This window comes from Streptomyces filamentosus (assembly GCF_014654895.1).
Classification (GTDB): Bacteria; Actinomycetota; Actinomycetes; order Streptomycetales; family Streptomycetaceae; genus Streptomyces; species Streptomyces filamentosus.
Genome location: NZ_BNBE01000001.1, coordinates 1,911,225 through 1,927,589 on the forward strand (window position 1 = coordinate 1,911,225; position 16,365 = coordinate 1,927,589).

19 protein-coding genes are annotated in these 16,365 nt (G+C 74.7%); 3 read left to right on the forward strand and 16 right to left on the reverse strand.

The window, feature by feature from the left end; translation table 11 throughout:
- Nucleotides 1-42: 42 nt before the first annotated feature.
- Complete coding sequence (gene groES / locus IE326_RS08300) at nt 43-351, reverse strand: co-chaperone GroES (protein WP_004955293.1); 309 nt, start codon at nt 349-351, stop codon at nt 43-45.
- A gap of 281 nt (nt 352-632) precedes the next feature.
- Between groES and IE326_RS08305 the strand changes: the two genes are divergently transcribed.
- Nucleotides 633-1,157, forward strand: coding sequence for a DUF6234 family protein (locus IE326_RS08305; protein ID WP_190041189.1), 525 nt, complete (start codon nt 633-635; stop codon nt 1,155-1,157).
- On the opposite strand, the gene IE326_RS08310 is transcribed toward IE326_RS08305, so the two are convergent.
- Nucleotides 1,148-2,071, reverse strand: coding sequence for a polysaccharide deacetylase family protein (locus tag IE326_RS08310; RefSeq protein WP_150230813.1), 924 nt, complete (start codon nt 2,069-2,071; stop codon nt 1,148-1,150). The genes IE326_RS08305 and IE326_RS08310 overlap by 10 nt on opposite strands.
- Nucleotides 2,072-2,197: 126 nt before the next feature.
- Here IE326_RS08310 and IE326_RS08315 point away from each other — a divergent pair, with 126 nt between their 5' ends.
- The gene (locus IE326_RS08315; protein WP_229915250.1) at nt 2,198-3,382 is read left to right on the forward strand and encodes a THUMP-like domain-containing protein; all 1,185 of its coding nucleotides are present in this window, start codon (nt 2,198-2,200) and stop codon (nt 3,380-3,382) included.
- On the opposite strand, the gene IE326_RS08320 is transcribed toward IE326_RS08315, so the two are convergent.
- From IE326_RS08320 to tsaB, 6 genes are all read right to left on the reverse strand, one after another.
- The gene (locus IE326_RS08320) at nt 3,318-3,983 is read right to left on the reverse strand and encodes a hypothetical protein (RefSeq protein WP_150230809.1); all 666 of its coding nucleotides are present in this window, start codon (nt 3,981-3,983) and stop codon (nt 3,318-3,320) included. The two genes, IE326_RS08315 and IE326_RS08320, sit on opposite strands and share 65 nt — an antisense overlap.
- Before the next feature lie 81 nt (nt 3,984-4,064).
- The gene (locus IE326_RS08325) at nt 4,065-4,913 is read right to left on the reverse strand and encodes a polysaccharide deacetylase family protein (RefSeq protein WP_229915251.1); all 849 of its coding nucleotides are present in this window, start codon (nt 4,911-4,913) and stop codon (nt 4,065-4,067) included.
- A gap of 68 nt (nt 4,914-4,981) precedes the next feature.
- The gene (locus IE326_RS08330; protein ID WP_190042185.1) at nt 4,982-5,227 is read right to left on the reverse strand and encodes a hypothetical protein; all 246 of its coding nucleotides are present in this window, start codon (nt 5,225-5,227) and stop codon (nt 4,982-4,984) included.
- Between the two features lie 11 nt (nt 5,228-5,238).
- A complete protein-coding gene (gene tsaD, locus IE326_RS08335) occupies nt 5,239-6,348 on the reverse strand; it encodes a tRNA (adenosine(37)-N6)-threonylcarbamoyltransferase complex transferase subunit TsaD (protein WP_190041191.1) in 1,110 nt (369 codons plus the stop codon).
- Entirely contained in the window at nt 6,348-6,809 is a 462-nt protein-coding gene (rimI, locus tag IE326_RS08340; RefSeq protein ID WP_030750192.1) for a ribosomal protein S18-alanine N-acetyltransferase, read from the reverse strand. The genes tsaD and rimI overlap by 1 nt, the downstream gene beginning before the upstream one ends.
- A 38-nt stretch (nt 6,810-6,847) precedes the next feature.
- Complete coding sequence (tsaB, locus tag IE326_RS08345; protein ID WP_150233035.1) at nt 6,848-7,492, reverse strand: tRNA (adenosine(37)-N6)-threonylcarbamoyltransferase complex dimerization subunit type 1 TsaB; 645 nt, start codon at nt 7,490-7,492, stop codon at nt 6,848-6,850.
- A 160-nt stretch (nt 7,493-7,652) separates the two neighbouring features.
- On the opposite strand from tsaB, the gene IE326_RS08350 reads away from it, so the two are divergent.
- A complete protein-coding gene (locus IE326_RS08350; protein ID WP_150230801.1) occupies nt 7,653-8,207 on the forward strand; it encodes a hypothetical protein in 555 nt (184 codons plus the stop codon).
- A 124-nt stretch (nt 8,208-8,331) separates the two neighbouring features.
- Here IE326_RS08350 and IE326_RS08355 read toward each other — a convergent pair whose 3' ends face one another.
- The 8 genes from IE326_RS08355 to glmS all read right to left on the reverse strand — a co-directional run bounded on the left by IE326_RS08355 (nt 8,332) and on the right by glmS (nt 16,329).
- Nucleotides 8,332-8,502 (reverse strand): hypothetical protein, encoded by a 171-nt coding sequence (locus IE326_RS08355; RefSeq protein WP_170313857.1) that lies wholly within the window; start codon nt 8,500-8,502, stop codon nt 8,332-8,334.
- Between the two features lie 110 nt (nt 8,503-8,612).
- A complete protein-coding gene (gene tsaE / locus IE326_RS08360; RefSeq protein WP_150230799.1) occupies nt 8,613-9,113 on the reverse strand; it encodes a tRNA (adenosine(37)-N6)-threonylcarbamoyltransferase complex ATPase subunit type 1 TsaE in 501 nt (166 codons plus the stop codon).
- A 10-nt stretch (nt 9,114-9,123) separates the two neighbouring features.
- The gene (locus IE326_RS08365) at nt 9,124-10,209 is read right to left on the reverse strand and encodes an alpha/beta fold hydrolase (protein WP_190041192.1); all 1,086 of its coding nucleotides are present in this window, start codon (nt 10,207-10,209) and stop codon (nt 9,124-9,126) included.
- Nucleotides 10,210-10,215: 6 nt separating this feature from the next.
- Nucleotides 10,216-11,367 (reverse strand): alanine racemase, encoded by a 1,152-nt coding sequence (gene alr / locus IE326_RS08370; protein ID WP_190041193.1) that lies wholly within the window; start codon nt 11,365-11,367, stop codon nt 10,216-10,218.
- A gap of 21 nt (nt 11,368-11,388) precedes the next feature.
- A complete protein-coding gene (locus IE326_RS08375; protein WP_308440304.1) occupies nt 11,389-12,237 on the reverse strand; it encodes a L,D-transpeptidase family protein in 849 nt (282 codons plus the stop codon).
- A 90-nt stretch (nt 12,238-12,327) separates the two neighbouring features.
- Nucleotides 12,328-13,779 (reverse strand): NAD(P)H-hydrate dehydratase, encoded by a 1,452-nt coding sequence (locus IE326_RS08380; RefSeq protein ID WP_150230793.1) that lies wholly within the window; start codon nt 13,777-13,779, stop codon nt 12,328-12,330.
- Between the two features lie 325 nt (nt 13,780-14,104).
- On the reverse strand, nt 14,105-14,473 hold the full coding sequence (locus IE326_RS08385; protein WP_150230792.1) for a holo-ACP synthase: 369 nt from the start codon (nt 14,471-14,473) through the stop codon (nt 14,105-14,107).
- Between the two features lie 8 nt (nt 14,474-14,481).
- Nucleotides 14,482-16,329 (reverse strand): glutamine--fructose-6-phosphate transaminase (isomerizing), encoded by a 1,848-nt coding sequence (gene glmS / locus IE326_RS08390; RefSeq protein WP_150230790.1) that lies wholly within the window; start codon nt 16,327-16,329, stop codon nt 14,482-14,484.
- Nucleotides 16,330-16,365 lie beyond the last annotated feature (36 nt).

Consider the following 16,365-nt stretch of genomic DNA (forward strand, 5'->3'; position numbering starts at 1 on the left):
AGGGGGTCAGGGGCGCGGTTCAAAGCAGGTACTGCTCGTCTCTTACTTCTCGATGATCGCGAGCACGTCGCGGGCCGAGAGGACGAGGTACTCGTCGCCGTTGTACTTCACCTCGGTGCCGCCGTACTTGCTGTAGAGCACGACGTCGCCGACCTTGACGTCGAGCGGCAGGCGCTCGCCGTTCTCGAAGCGGCCCGGGCCCACGGCGAGGACGGCACCCTCCTGGGGCTTCTCCTTCGCGGTGTCCGGGATGACCAGGCCGGAGGCCGTGGTCTGCTCGGCGTCGAGCGGCTGGACCACGATGCGGTCCTCAAGCGGCTTGATGGCAACCTTGGAGCTGGCGGTCGTCACGATCCGACCTCCCCCTTCGGAGATCTCGCGGGGTTAACTGTCTGGGGTCGCGACCAGCGGGATCCGTCGTCGCGGGTGCCGGACCTGCCCGTCGCTGTGTTGGCACTCTCCAGTGGGGAGTGCCAGGGCCGAGACTATGACCGCGATTAGCACTCGGTCAAGCGGAGTGCCAATTCCTCACCCCGTGGCGGCTTCCGGAGGGCACGCCGGCGCCCCGTTTCGGTCTCGATCCGGGGAACGCGCGAGCGGATCCAGGGGTTCCGTACGAAGGTGCGGGGGTGATGTCCTCCAGGCCCCGCCGGGTGCGCCCGGCCCTCGACGTCTCCTTCGCCGTGGTGGTGCTGGTGGCGGACGCCCTCTGCACGCTGATGACCATGGTCCTGGCGGCCCTGCGGAACATGGGGGCCGCCGACCCCCGGCACCCCCGGCCCGCGCCGGTCGACTGGGTGCCGGTCTGGTGGTTCGCGGGGCTCGCCGCGGTCGTGGCGGTGACCGGCTGGGCCCTGCGGAGCCACGGCTGGCGCGCGGCGGGCGGGACCCAGCTGTGCGCGGCGGGGCTGCTCGCCGCGCTGGTGGCGTTCCTCGTCCTCCGCCAGGGGACGCACCTGGGGGACGCGCCGGGGACGGTCCTAGGGAACGCGTCCCTCCGCCCTCACCGGTCCGCCGTCGGCGTCGTGGTCGCCGACGCGTTCGACGGCCTTGCGGCCGAGGCGTTCCAGCGGGTCGACGGCGGAGGCGCAGCCGGTGAGGCCGAGGAGCAGGGCGGCGGCGAGGAGCACGCCCCCCACGGACCGGCTCATACGTAGTCCTCCAGCCTGGCGACCGCGTAGCCCTTGGCCGTGATGACGTTCATCGCCCGGCGGATCATGTCGGGCATGCTGCCCTTCCAGTCCTCCTCGCCGCGGAAGTGGGTCAGGACGATGTCGCCGGGGTGCAGGTCCCGGTCCCACTCGCGCCACTCCATGTGGTCGGGGAAGGCCTCGGACGCCCAGAGCGGGACGGCTTTGACGCCGCAGGACTTGGCGGCGCGCAGGGTGTCCTCGTTGTAGTTGCCGTACGGCGGCCGGAAGAGCTCGGGGCGCTTGCCGTACTTCTTCTCGATGACGTCCTGCATGCCGCAGATCTCGCGCTTCTGCTGCGCGTAGGAGAGGCCGGGCAAGTACTTGTGGTGGAGGGTGTGGTTGTGGAGGGAGACCCCCTCCGGCCGCGACCTCTGCATCTTCGCGAAGTAGCCGTAGTCGTCGCCGATCACGTAGTCGCTGAGGAAGGCGCTGTAGGGGATGTCCAGTTCGGACATCATCCGGAGCAGCGCGGGGTCCTTCTCGGCGCCGTCGTCGATCGTCAGGAAGACGACCTTCTCCTTGGTGGGGACGGTGGTGAAGACGGGCGGGAGGCCCTCGCCGTCGGTCTCGAAGCCCTTCCGGGTGGTGATCCTCGGCTTGGTCCTCGGCGGGGCGGGGGCTTCGAGGGGGGTGAGCCTGAGGCCCCACTTCTTCGCGGCGGCGGCCCGGACGGCCCGCCGCTTCGCCAGCGCGGCCTTCTTCTCGCGGGCGAGCTGGGCGGCGGTCTTCGCGGGGGCCTGCCCGCCGGCGGCGGGGGCGGGGGCGCCCGGGGAACCGGCGGAGCCGGAGCCGGAGTCGCCCGAGCAGGCCGCGGTGGAGGCGAGCGCGGCGACGAGGAGCGCGGCACCCAGGACACGACGGGAGCGGCCTTTTGCCATCGTTTCTTCCTTTTGTCGTACGACCGGTATGGCGCCGCATCCTGTCAGCGCGACCCGCCCGCCCGGCCGCGACACCGCCGTACCGGCCCCACCGTCCCCCGCCCGGCCCACAGGGACAATGGAACGGTGACCGACCTCGCCTCCTTCGCCGCCCTGCTCTCCCCCGAGGGCCAGACGCTCCTCGCCGCCCTGCGCGACCACGACCCCGCCCAGGAGCTGGCGATCGCCTCCCGGCTGCGCCGCGACCACCCCGCCGAGCTGGTCTCGGCGGCCCTCGGGCAGGCCCGGCTGCGGCAGCGCGCGGTGGCGAAGTTCGGCGCCGAGGACGCGTACCGCATGTACTTCACGCCGAACGGCGTCGAGCAGTCCACCCGCGCCTCCGTCGGCGCCCACCGCGCGGCCCGGTTCAAGGCCCTCGGCGTCGGCAGCGTCGCCGACCTGTGCTCGGGCGTCGGCGGCGACGCGCTCGCGCTCGCCCGCGCCGGGATCTCCGTCCTGGCCGTCGACCGCGACCCGCTCACCGCCGAGGTCGCCCGCGCCAACGCCGCCGCGCTGGGCCTCTCGGACCTGGTCGAGGTCCGCTGCGCCGACGTCACCGAGATCGACACCAGCCCGTACGACGCCGTCTTCGTGGACCCGGCGCGGCGCGGCGGCCGGGGCAGGATCTTCGACCCGGAGGCGTACTCCCCGCCGCTCTCCTGGGCGGTGGAGACCGCGCGCGGGGCGCCGCGCGCGGCCCTGAAGATCGCCCCAGGCATCCCGCACGAGACCGTGCCCGAGGAGGCCGAGGCCGAGTGGATCTCGGACGGCGGGGACGTGAAGGAGGCGGTCCTCTGGTTCGGCACGGAGCCGGGCGCGCGCCGCGCGACGCTGCTGCCGTCCGGGGCGGCCCTCACCGGCCGGGGCCTGCCCGACCCGGCGGTCCGCCCGGTGGGCCGCTACCTGTACGAGCCGGACGGCGCCGTCATCCGCGCCCATCTGGTCGCCGAGGTCGCCGAGGAGCTGGACGGCGGCCTGGTCGACGCGACGATCGCCTACGTCACCTCCGACGTCCTGACCCACGTCCCGTACGCCTCGGCCTACGAGATCACCGACGAACTCCCCTTCAACCTGAAGAAGTTGAAGGCCCTGCTGCGCGAGCGGGAGGTCGGCGTGCTGACCGTGAAGAAGCGCGGCTCGGCCGTCGAACCCGAGGAGATCCGGCGGAAGGTGAAGCCCAAGGGCCCCCACTCGGCGACGGTGCTGCTCACCCGTGTCGCGGGGGCCCCGACGATGCTGATCGGCCGGCCCGTCCGGCCGGAGCCGTCCTGATCGCCCTCCGGTAATGCCCGACGGCCTTGGACAGCCCGATCAGGCCGTTGATCCAGAAGATCAGGGCGACGCCCATGCCGTACGCGACGGGGCCGCGGCCGTCCGCCGGGTCCGCCCCGGCGGGCACGGCGAAGCCCAGCCACAGCCCGAGCCCGCACAGGACGGCGGAGACCACCATCCACAGGGCGCTCGGGACGGGCCGGCGCAGCCGCGCGTCCGCCGCCCGGTCCCGGTCCAACGCCGCCCAGGCGGCGAGCCGTTCGCGCGCCAGCCGGTCCTGTCGCACCCCGCGTACGGCCAGCCAGAGGCCCGGCACCATCACCCCGGCGCCGAGGACCGAGACGACCAGCCCGACGAAGAAGGTGATCGGGTCGAGGATCGCGCCGGTGCCGAGGCCGACGAGCGTCACGCCCACCATGCCCCAGCCGAGCTGGAGCAGCAGCACCGTGCCGGCGAACAGCGCGAACCGGCCGCCGCCGAGCAGCCGTCGCCCCAGTGCGTCGAGCGCCCGCGCCCGGTCGGCGAGCAGCGCCTCCCGGTCGGGCCAGCTCCGGATCTCGGCGGGCGGGGGCGGCGGGGGCAGGGGTGCGCGCGGGGACATGGCCAGAACCCTAGGCCGTGGCCTCCCGGCCCCCCGCGCGGGCCCTCGGAGCCGTACCGGACCCCTCTGGGCACGGCCCCGTCAGACGTAGTCCTCCAGACGGGCCACCGTGAAGCCCTGTTCCTGGATCTTCCGGAGCATCGTCGCCGTCATCTCGGTCATCGTGCGGCCCTTGAGCTCGCCGGGGCCGCGGAAGTGGGCGAGGACGATGTCGCCGGGGTGGAGCTTCCGGTCGCCGCGCTGGTACTGCATGTTCTTGATCTGCATGGACTCGCGCCAGAGCACGATCGCGTCGACGCCGCACGTGCCGGCCGCCGCGCGGGTGGCCTCGTTCCAGTTGCCGAAGGGCGGCCGGAAGAGGCGGGGGGCGGTGCCGTAACGCTTCTTCAGACGCTCCTGCTGGCCGCAGATCTCGCGGCGCTGGGCCTCCTGCGGGAGGGTGCGCAGGTTCGGGTGGGTGAGGGTGTGGTTGGCGACGCCGTGGCCCTGGGCGACGAGCGGGTCGAAGTAGCCGTAGTTCCCGCTGATCACCGAGTCGGTGAGGAACATCGTGAAGGGGACGCCGAGTTCGTCCATCATCCGCACGAACCCGGGGTCCTTCTCGGCCCCGTCGTCGATCGTGAGGAAGACGACCTTCTCCCGGGTGGGGATGTCGCTGATCACCGGCACGGGCCCGCCCGGCGCCCGCTTCACCGGCTTGACGGCGGGCGGGGCGGGCGGCGCGGCCAGGGGCTCCAGCCCCCACTTGCGGTACGCGGCGGTCCGGGCCGCCCCGGGGGCGGGGGCCGGTTCCGGCGGGGCGGCCCGCCGCTCCGTGGCGGGGGCCGCCGGGGGCGTCGCCGGGGCCGGCGGCGGGGTCGCGGCCGTGCAGCCCGTCATCAGGAGCGTCACCGCGGTCAGCGCCGCCCACATCACGATCTGCTTCTTCACGGGCTGTGGGATGCCCGATCAGATCGAAAGGTTGCCCGATCGGCGAACTCTTTCGCCTGTTCGACCGATCACTCGACCGCTTCGAAGCGCCAGCGGTGCACCGGACGGGTGATCAGTCCGGCGTCCGGCTCCGGCAGCTCGGGCAGCTCGGCGCCGAGCTCCTCCGCGTCCCACCAGGTGAGGACGAGGACCCGGTCCTGGGGTGCGCGGAAGACCTCCCGGCGCAGCGGCTCGCGGGCCAGCTCCCGGGCCCTGGCCCGGGCCCACTCCAGGAGCTCGGGGCCCCGGTCCTGCACGGCCCGGGCCTCCCACATCAGCGTGACCCTCACGAGTACAGGTTCTCCTTGCTGACCTCGTGCACGTGGTCGTGGTCGTGGGAGTGCCCGTGGGCGCCGGGGACGTGCGGGTCGGTCACCGGCAGCGAGGAGTCCGCCGACAGCTCCAGGTCGGAGGGGGTGCGGTTGCGGGCGACCATCTCGGCGCCGAGCGCGGCGACCATGGCGCCGTTGTCGGTGCACAGGCCCGGCCGGGGCACCCGGAGCCGGATCCCGGCCCGCTCGCAGCGCTCCTGGGCGAGCGCCCGCAGCCGCGAGTTCGCGGCGACGCCGCCGCCGATCATCAGGTGGTCGACGCCCTCGTCCTTGCAGGCCCGGACGGCCTTGCGGGTGAGGACGTCGACGACGGCCTCCTGGAAGGAGGCGGCCACGTCCCGGACCGGCACCTCCTCGCCGGCCGCCCGCTTGGCCTCGATCCAGCGGGCCACGGCGGTCTTGAGGCCGGAGAAGGAGAAGTCGTACGCGGGGTCCTTGGCGCCGCTCAGGCCGCGCGGGAACGCGATGGCGGCCGGGTCGCCCTCCCTGGCGAGCCGGTCGATGACCGGCCCGCCGGGGAAGCCCAGGTCGAGGACGCGGGCGATCTTGTCGAAGGCCTCGCCGGCCGCGTCGTCGATGGTCGCGCCCATGGGGCGGACGTCGGAGGTGATGTCGGAGGACAGCAGCAGCGAGGAGTGCCCGCCGGAGACCAGGAGCGCCATCGTCGGCTCGGGCAGCCGGCCATGCTCCAGCTGGTCCACGCAGATGTGCGAGGCCAGGTGGTTGACGCCGTACAGCGGCTTGCCGAGGGCGTAGGCGTACGCCTTGGCGGCCGAGACACCGACGAGGAGCGCGCCCGCGAGGCCGGGGCCCGCGGTGACCGCGATGCCGTCGAGGTCCTTCGGGGAGATCCCCGCGGTCCTCAGGGCCCGCTCGATCGTCGGGACCATCGCCTCCAGGTGGGCCCGGGAGGCGATCTCGGGCACGACGCCGCCGAAGCGGGCGTGGGTGTCGACGCTGGAGGCCACGGCGTCGGCGAGGAGGGTGGTCCCGTGGACGATGCCGACGCCGGTCTCGTCGCAGGAGGTCTCGATGCCGAGCACCAGCGGTTCGTCAGCAGCCATCAGATCTCAGTCCCAGTTCCTTGAACGATAAGTCGCATCACGAGCGCGTCGACGTTGCCCGGCTGGTAGTAGCCGCGCCGGAAGCCGATGGGCTCGAAGCCGAAGCGCTCGTACAGCTTCTGCGCCCGGGTGTTGTCCACGCGCACTTCGAGCAGGACCTCGTCGCACTCGAAGGCGGTGGCGTGCTGGAGCAGGTCGGTGAGGAGCCGGGCGCCGAGCCCGGTGCCCCACTGCGCGCGGGAGACGGCGATGGTCTGCACGTCGCCGAGCCCGCCGGCGGCCGCCAGGCCCGCGTAGCCGGCCAGCTCCCCGGAGGGGGCCTCGGCGACGACGTACCGGCGGGTGGCGCGGGGGCCGCGCGCGTGCGCCAGCTCCGACCAGAACATCCCCTCGGACCAGGCGTCCTCGGGGAAGAGGTCCGCCTCCAGGGCGAGCACCTCCGGCAGGTCCCACCAGCGCATCTCGCGCAGGACGGCCTCGCCGGTCACGGCCTGGCCGCTCACTTGGGGGTGACCACCTTGTAGTTCTTCGGCACCTGCGCGTCGGGCCGCCGCAGGTACATCGGGGCGGGGTCGAGGAAGCCGTCCCCGCCGGCCGCCAGCCGCTCGGCGGCGAGCGCGGCGAGCGCCCCGGCCGACTGGTGCTCGGGGCCGCGGGCGTCGGGGAAGGAGTCCGGGTAGAGCAGGGCGCCCGCGCCGACCACCGGCAGTCCGGCGAGCCGCTCGGCGACGTCGGCGGGCCGGTCGACGGAGGCGTCCGTCACCCGGGTCCTGGCGTCGTCGTAGCGCGCCCAGTAGACCTCCTTGCGGCGCGCGTCGGTGGCGACGGCGAAGGGCCCGTCGATCCCGGCGGCGTACGCGAGGCCGTCGAGGGTGCACAGGCCGTGCACCGGCACCCCGCCGAGGGCGGAGGAGAAGGCGGCGGCGGTGACGAGGCCGACCCGCAGGCCGGTGTAGGGCCCCGGGCCGACGCCGACCACGATCCCGGTCACCGCGTCGAGCGCGGTGCCGGCCTCCTTGAGGACCCGGTCGACGGCGGGGAGCAGGAGCTCCCCGTGGCGGCGGGCGTCGACGCGGGTCGACTCGGCGACGACGGCCGTGCCGTCGTGGAGGGCGACGGTGACGGCGGGGGTGGCGGTATCCATGGCGAGCAACAGCACGCGAACAGCCTACGGCGCCACGGGAGGGCGATGCGGCGCGCGGCCGTTCGGGAGCCCGGCTGCTACCGTCAGGCGCGATGGCTCGTCAGGCACGGCACGTACGTACGAAGAGGTGGAGACGGTGGCAAGGAGCAGCTCGGGATTCGTGGCCGGGCTCACGGCGGCGGCCGTAGCCGCGGTCGCCTTCCTCGCCTACCAGGCGTCGGCGAGCGTGCCGGCGGACCTCGCGGAGCGGCCCGCGGCGACCGGGACGGCCGCGCCCTCGGCGTCGGCGTCGGCGGGCACCGGGACGGGCGCGAAGAAGCCCGCGAAGGACCCGCTGGCGGTGCCGGCGGCGTCGGGCACGGGCGAGCGCGTGGTGTACGGGCTGAAGGACCGCCGGGTGTGGCTGGTGGACGGGAGGAACAAGGCCGTCCGCACCTTCACGGTGATGCCGAGCTCGGTGAGCCCGGAGCCGGGGGCGTACGCGGTGACGTCCCGGTCGAACTCGGTGCGCGGCTCCGACGGCGTGCAGATCGAGCACGTGGTCCGCTTCGCGACGGTGGAGGACGTGACGGTCGGCTTCAGCGCGGCGGTGGACGGCTCGATGCCGTCGCCCGACCCGGCGCGGCGGACCGGCGGCATCCGGATGAAGCGGGCGGACGGCGACGCGATGTGGACCTTCGCGTCGATCGGCGCGAAGATCGTCGTCGTCTCCTGAGCCCGTCCGGGCCGGGGATTCCCCCGCGCCCGGTCCTGCCCGCGCCCGTGCCCGAGTGCCGCGCGGGCCTGCCCGTGCCCGGGGCCCGCCGTTTCGGAAGGCCCCGGCGCTTCCCCCGTACGGGCTACGCCGCTTCGTCCCTGAGGTCCTCCTCCGGCTCCTCCCCGGCGGGCGCGAGGTCGCGCCGCGGCGGGGTGGAGACGGCACTGGCCGCGGCGCAGGAGGCCAGCAGCTCGCTCATCGAGACGTGCTCCTCGGTGCGGTCGCCGTCACGCTCCGGCATCTGCGTCGCCATCCATGCCTCCCGTGGGTTAGGTACACCTAACCAGCTCGTGCCTCCATGTCACCACGCGGCGGAGCGGCGGCGCAACATTTTCCCGACATGCTGTCGGAACGTACGGGGGTTCACAGCAGTTCCAGGTCCTCCCCGGCCCAGCGGTCCCCGACGCCGCGCAGCACGACGGTGCGGCGGTCGTCGTCCGTGTCGCCGGTGACGCGGTGGATGAGCAGGTGGAGCCGGTCGTCGGTCAGTTCCTCGACCTTGCCGTCGCCCCACTCCACGACCACCACGGACTCGGGCAGCGAGACGTCGAGGTCGAGGTCCTCCATCTCGTCGAGGCCGCCGCCGAGCCGGTAGGCGTCGACGTGCACCAGGGCCGGGCCGCCGGTGAGGGAGGGGTGGACGCGGGCGATGACGAAGGTCGGCGAGGTGACCGCGCCGCGCACGCCCAGGCCCTCGCCGAGGCCGCGGGTCAGCGTGGTCTTCCCGGCGCCGAGCTCGCCGGTGAGCATGACGAGGTCGCCGGGGCGGAGGATCTTCGCGAGCCGGCGGCCGAGCTCCTGCATCTGTTCGGGGGAGTCGACGGAGAGGGTGGCGCCGGAGACGGGCGGGTGCGCTGCTTCCATGCCCGCCAACCTATCCGTTGTCCGGACCCTCCCCGGCCCTGGCCAGCAGGGCGGTGAGGGCCCCGGTGACGGCGTCGGGGCGTTCGAGCATCACCAGGTGGCCGGTGCCGGGCACGAGGAGCAGTTCGGCGCCGGGCAGTTCGGCGGCGATGGCCTCGGTGTGCGAGGCGGGGGTGACGAGGTCCAGGTCGCCGGCGAGGGCCAGCGTGGGCAGGCCGCGGAGGGCGCCGAGGGCGGGCAGCCCGTCGTGGGCGGCGAAGGCCGGGTAGAAGGCGGCGACCACGTCGACCGGGACGGACTCGATCATCCGCTCGGCGAAGCGGACGACGGCCGGGTCCACGTCCGGCGACGCGAAGGAGTACTTCTTCACCAGCCCGGCGAAGAGGTCGGCGGTGGCACGGCGGCCCCTCTCGACCAGCGCGGCCTGGGAGCCGAGGGCCCGCAGCACGCCGGGCAGGACCCTGCGGACGGCCTGGACGCCGGCGGGCGGCAGCCCGTACGAGACCTCCTCCAGGCGGCCCGCGGAGGTGCCGACGAAGGCGACGGCGGCGACCCGGTCCCGGACGAGCTCCGGGTACCGCCCGGCGAGCGCCATGACCGTCATCCCGCCCATGGAGTGCCCGACGAGGACGAGCGGCCCCTCGGGCGCGGCGGCGTCGACGACGGCCTTCAGGTCGCGGCCGAGGCGGTCGATGGTGACCGGCTCCTCCGGGCCCCGCTCGGACCGGCCGTGGCCTCGCTGGTCCCAGAAGACCGTCCTGACCCGGCCGCGCAGGGCGGCCCGCTGGTAGTGCCAGGAGTCCTGGCTCAGGCAGAAGCCGTGGGAGAAGACGACGGTGACCGGCGAGCCGGGCACCTCGTCGGTCTCGTACGCGAGGACCGTGCCGTCGTCGGCGAGCGCGCGGCCCGGGGTGCCGCGCAGGGTGCCGTACGGGCCGGTGGAGTCCAGGGCGAGCCGGGCCTTCTGGCGGACCGAGCGGCCCACCGTGAGCCGTTCGAGCGCCACGCCCGCCGCGGCGCCCGCGGCGAGCACGCCTATCGCGGCGCCCGCGATCCCCGCGCGCCTCAGGGCCCCGCCCCCGCCCGTCTCCCCCACGGCCGGCTACTCCCCCACGTACACGCGCGGCACGCGCGCGCCGATCCGGGTGACGATCTCGTACGCGATGGTGTCGGCGGCCACCGCCCAGTCCTCGGCCGTGGGCTCGCCGCGCTCGCCCGAGCCGAAGAGGACGGCCTCGGTGCCGGGCTCGGGCCGGTCGCCGCCGAGGTCGACCACGAACTGGTCCATGGCGACCCGGCCGGCGACCGTGCGGACCTTGCCGTCGACGAGGACCGGGCCGCGGCCGGAGGCGTGCCGGGGGACGCCGTCGGCGTAGCCCACCGGGATCAAGCCGAGGGTGGTCTCGCCGCGGGTGACGTAGTGGTGGCCGTAGGAGACGCCGTGGCCGGGCGGGACCTCCTTGACCAGGGCGACGCTCGCCTTCAGCGACATGACGGGGCGCAGGCCCAGTTCGGCCGAGGTGCCGAGTTCGGGGGCGGGCGAGACGCCGTACATCGCGATGCCCGGGCGGACCAGGTCGAAGTGGCTCTCGGGCAGGGTGAGGGTGGCCGGCGAGTTGGCGATGTGCCGGACCTCGGGCTCGATCCCGGCCTTCTCGGCGTGGTCGAGCATCGCGCGGAAGACGTCGAGCTGGGCGGCGATCGAGGGGTGTCCCGGTTCGTCCGCGCAGGCGAAGTGGGACCAGAGGCCGGTGACCTTGACCAGGCCCTCCTTCTCGGCCTCCAGGGCGGCGGCGACCAGGGCCGGCCAGTCGGCGGGCTGGCAGCCGTTGCGGCCGAGGCCGGTGTCGGCCTTGAGCTGGATGCGGGCCGTGCCTCCGGTGCGGCGGGCGGCGGCGGTGACCTCGTCGAGGGCCCAGCGGCCGCTCACCGCCATGTCGAGCCCGGCCTCGATGCCGGCGTCCCACGGGTCGCCGGGGGTCCACAGCCAGCACATGACGGGGACGTCGGTGATCCCGGCGGCGCGCAGGGCCAGCGCCTCGTGCGGGGTGGCGGTGCCGAGCCAGTCGGCGCCCGCGTCGAGGGCGGCGCGGGCGCAGCGCTCGGCGCCGTGGCCGTACGCGTCGGCCTTGACCACGGCCATGATGCGGACGTGGGGGGCGACCCGGGCGCGCAGCGCGCGGACGTTGGCGCGCAGCGCTCCGAGGTCGATCTCGGCGCGGGCTCGGCGGGGCGGCGGCGGTGTCTCAGTCATCGCGCCCAGTCTCTCAGGTGGTCACAGCCCCGGCCGCTTGCCCCAGATGTAGACCCGGTCACCCTTGCGGAGGACGGACCAGAGCTTCTCGGCGTTCTTGTAGGTGAGGTTCACGCAGCCGCGGCTGCCGGTGGGGGTGGCGATGGCCCCGTAGACGGCGTGGAAGGCCTGGCCGCCGTCGAAGAACTGGGAGAACGGCATGGGCGTGTCGTAGATGGTGGACCAGTGGTCCTTGTGGCGCCAGTAGACGGTGTGCCAGCCGGTGCGGGTGCGGTAGCCGGCGCGGCCGCTGCGGATGTTGACCACGGGGTACGTGAGCTTCCGGCCCTTCTGCACCCACATCAGCTCGCGGTTCAGGTCGACGCAGGCGACCGGGTGGGAGCGGACGGGGCACTTCCCCGCGGCGTCGGGGTTCTTCCGCGCGGCGAGGAGTTCGAGGCGGCCCCAGGTGACGGGTCCGGCGTAGCCGTTGGCGGGCTTGATCTTCTGCCGGACCTGGAAGGCGCGGATGGCCTTGCAGTCGGAGGCGGACTGCTTCCCGTCGACCGCGAGCTTCAGGAGCCGCTCGACCTGCCGCTGGTAGAGGCCCTTCTGGGCGGTGCAGGCGGCCTTGGCGGCGTTGCGCGGGAGGTACTCGACGAGTTCGTCGACCTCCTCCTCCGGTTCGGGGACGGGCACCTCCCCGTCGGGCTGCGTCGGGGGCAGCACCTGGTCGGGGGTGTCCATGGGGTACTCGGGGTGCCCGGCGCCGGCGATGCCGGGGACGAGGACGTCGGGCGCGGGCTCCTCGGCGGGGGCGGGGGCGGCGCCCGCCGCCAGGAAGGCCGCGGCGAGCAGGGGCGGCAGGATGCGGTCTCTCCATCTGGTCACCGGTCCATCCGAACCCGCCCCCGCGGGGCCCGGCGCGCGCTGGCCCCCGCCCGGAGCAACGGCGTTGCGCCGACCGGGGGCGTGGGGGGTTCAGGGCTCGCGGACGTCCTGCCAGGCGGCGCGCAGCGCGTCGGCGACCTCGGTGGCGGTGATCGGCCCGCTGCCCGCGGCGGCCCGGCGGGCGGCGAGGCCGTGCAGGTACGCGGCGCAGGAGGCGGCGTCGAGGGGGGCGAGCCCGGCGGCGAGGAGGGAGCCGGCCAGTCCGGAGAGGACGTCGCCGGAGCCCGCGGTGGCGAGCCAGGGGGTGCCGGTCGGGTTGACCCGCACCGGGCCGGTGCCCCCGGGGCCGCAGACGAGGGTGGTGGAGCCCTTGAGGAGGACGGTGGCGCCGTAGCGGCCGGCGAGTTCGCGGACGGCGGCGAGCCGCCGGGCCTCCACGTCCTCCCGGGCGGTGCCGAGGAGGGCCGCCGCCTCGCCGGCGTGCGGGGTGAGCAGGGTGGGCGCGGACCGGCCGCGCACGGCCTCCGGGGTGACGTGGCGCAGGCCGTCGGCGTCGACGAGGACGGGCACGTCGGCGGCGAGGACCTCGGTGACCGCGACCCGTGCGCCGGGGCCGTCGCCGAGGCCGGGGCCGACCGCCCACGCCTGGACGCGGCCGGCCTTCTCCGGGGGTCCGGGGTGCACCAGGGTCTCCGGGTGGGCCGCGATGACCGCCTCGCGGGCGGGGCCCGTGTACCGGACGGCTCCGGCGCCTCCGCGCAGGGCGCCCGCGACGGCGAGGACGGCGGCGCCGGGGTAGCGCTCGGAGCCGGCGACGATGCCGAGGACCCCCCGCCGGTACTTGTCGCTCTCCGCGCCCGGCGCGGGCAGCAGCCGGGCCACGTCCTGGTGCTGGAGGGCTTCGAGTCCGGGCACCGGGGGCAGCTGCGGGCCGATGCCGATGTCGACGAGCCGCAGGGCGCCCGCGTACTCCCTGGCGGGGTCGACGAGCAGGCCGGGCTTGTACGTGCCGAAGGTGACGGTGACGTCGGCGCGCAGTGCCTCGCCGGTGACTTCGCCGGTGTCGGCGTCGACGCCGCTGGGCAGGTCGACGGCGACCACGACCGCGTCGGAGCCGCGCGCGGCGCGGGCGACGGGGACGGCCTCGGGGCGCAGTCCGCCGCGTCCGCCGATGCCGGTGATCCCGTCGAGGACGAGGTCGGCGGCGGCCAGCGCCTCGTACGGGTCCTCGGTGACGTGTCCGCCGGCCGCCCGGAGGGCGGCGAGCCCGGCGCCGTGGGCGCGGGCGCCGAGCAGCACGGCGGTGACCCCGGCGCCGCGCCGGGCGAGCCGGGCCCCGGCGTGGAGGGCGTCGCCGCCGTTGTCGCCGCTGCCGACGAGGAGGACGACCCGGGAGCCGTACACCCGCCCCTTGCCGAGCAGCGAGCAGCAGACGGCGGCGAGCCCGGCGGCGGCCCGCAGCATCAGCGCGCCTTCGGGCAGCCGGGCCATCAGCGCGGCCTCGGCGGCCCGGACGGTCTCCACGGAGTGAGCGGTACGCATGGGGAGCAGTCTGCCCCAGGAAGGGGTGGCCCGCCCGGAGGAACGGAGGAGGAGCGGACGCGTGCGCGGCTCACCCTTCCCCCATCAATAAACTTAGGATAGGCTTACCTAAGAAACTCGCGCGGCACACGTCTCACGCCGGCCCTGGCGGCCGCGCGGTCACGAGGACGGGGCCCGGTACCGCCTCCCCGCGGCCGGGCCCCGTCCTCGTCCCCGTACGACGTCCCCGGACGCCGGACGCCGTTCCCGCGCGCCGGACCCCGTACCCCTACGACGTGCCCACGGCCGGGCCCCGTACCCGCACGGCGTCCCCGTTCCCCGGCCCTCACCCCTCCGCGATCACCACCGCCGAGGCCACCCCCGCGTCGTGGCTCAGCGACAGGTGCCAGCTCCTCACGCCCAGCTCGGCCGCGCGCGCCGCCACCGTGCCGCGCACCCGCAGCCGGGGCTGCCCGGTGGACTCCGCGTACACCTCGGCGTCCGTCCAGTGCAGGTTCCCCGGCGCGCCCAGCGCCTTCGCCAGGGCCTCCTTGGCGGCGAAGCGCGCCGCCAGGGAGGCCGCGCCCCGGCGCTCCCCGCTCGGCAGCAACAGCTCCTCCCGCACGAAGAGCCGCTCCAGGAGCGCGGGCGTCCGCTCCAGCGACGCGGCGAACCGGTCGATCTCCGCCACGTCGATCCCCACCCCGATGATCATCTGCTTCCTCACTCCACCGTCACGGACTTGGCCAGGTTGCGCGGCTGGTCCACCTCGTTGCCCCGCGCGGTGGCCAGCTCGCAGGCGAAGACCTGGAGCGGCACCGTCGCCACCAGCGGCTGGAGCAGCGTGGGCGTGGCCGGGACGCGGACCAGGTGGTCGGCGAAGGGCACGACGGCCTCGTCGCCCTCCTCCGCGATCACGATCGTGCGGGCGCCGCGGGCCCGGATCTCCTGGATGTTGGAGACGATCTTGTCGTGGAGGACCGAGCGCCCCTTGGGCGAGGGCACCACGACGACGACCGGCAGGTCCTCCTCGATCAGCGCGATCGGCCCGTGCTTCAGCTCGCCCGCCGCGAAGCCCTCGGCGTGCATGTAGGCGAGCTCCTTCAGCTTGAGGGCGCCTTCGAGGGCGACCGGGTAGCCGACGTGACGCCCCAGGAAGAGGATCGTGTCCTTGTGCGCGAGGGACCGGGCCAGCGCCCTGACCGGCTCCATCGTCTCCAGGACCCGCTCCACCTCCTCCCCGATCCGGGCCAGCTCGCGGACCACCGCGCGGATCTCGTCGCCCCACTTGGTGCCCCGCACCTGCCCCAGGTAGAGGGCGAGGAGGTAGCAGGCGACGAGCTGGGTGAGGAACGCCTTCGTGGAGGCCACCGCGACCTCCGGACCGGCGTGCGTGTACAGCACGGCGTCGGACTCGCGCGGGATCGTCGACCCGTTGGTGTTGCAGACCGCGAGGACCTTGGCGCCCTGCTCGCGGGCGTGCCGCAGCGCCATCAGGGTGTCCATGGTCTCGCCGGACTGCGAGATCGCGATCACCAGCGTCCGCTGCCCCAGGATCGGGTCCCGGTAGCGGAACTCGCTGGCCAGCTCGACCTCGCACGGGATCCGGGTCCAGTGCTCGATGGCGTACTTGGCGATCATCCCGGCGTGGAAGGCGGTGCCGCAGGCCACGATGACGACCTTGTCGGCCTCGCGGAGCACCGCGTCCGGGATCCGCACCTCGTCCAGGGTGAGCCGCCCCGAGCCGTCGATCCGGCCGAGGAGCGTGTCGGCGACCGCCTTCGGCTGCTCGGCGATCTCCTTCAGCATGAAGTGGTCGTAACCGCCCTTCTCGGCGGCGGAGGCGTCCCAGTCGACGTGGAAGGCCCGGACGTCGGCGGGCGCGCCCTCGAAGTCGGTCACGGCGACGCCGTCCCGGCTCAGCTCGACCACCTGGTCCTGGCCCAGCTCGATCGCGGACCGGGTGTGGGCGATGAAGGCGGAGACGTCGGAGGCGAGGAAGTTCTCGCCCTCGCCGACGCCGACGACGAGCGGCGAGTTCCGGCGGGCGCCGACGACCACGTCCGGCTGGTCGGCGTGCACGGCGACCAGGGTGAACGCCCCGTCGAGCCGCCGGCACACCAGCCGCATCGCCTCCGCGAGGTCGCCCGCGGAGGAGAACTCCTCCGCCAGCAGATGGGCGACGACCTCGGTGTCGGTCTCCGACAGCAGGTCGTGGCCGCGCTCGGCCAGCTCCTCGCGGAGGGCGGCGAAGTTCTCGATGATCCCGTTGTGCACCACCGCGACACGCCCGGCGTTGTCGAGGTGCGGATGGGCGTTGGCGTCGGTGGGACCGCCGTGGGTGGCCCACCGGGTGTGCCCGATGCCGACGGAGCCGCCGGGCAGCGGCCGGTCGACGAGTTCCTTCTCCAGGTTGACGAGCTTGCCCGCCCTCTTCGCGGCGGCGAGCCCGCCGTCCGCGAGCACGGCGACCCCGGCCGAGTCGTACCCGCGGTACTCCAGCCGCTTCAGCCCCGCGACCACCACATCAAGCGCCGACTGCCCGCCGACGTACCCCACGATTCCGCACATGACGGCAGCCTACGGCCGGACACCGCCCCCGTCCCG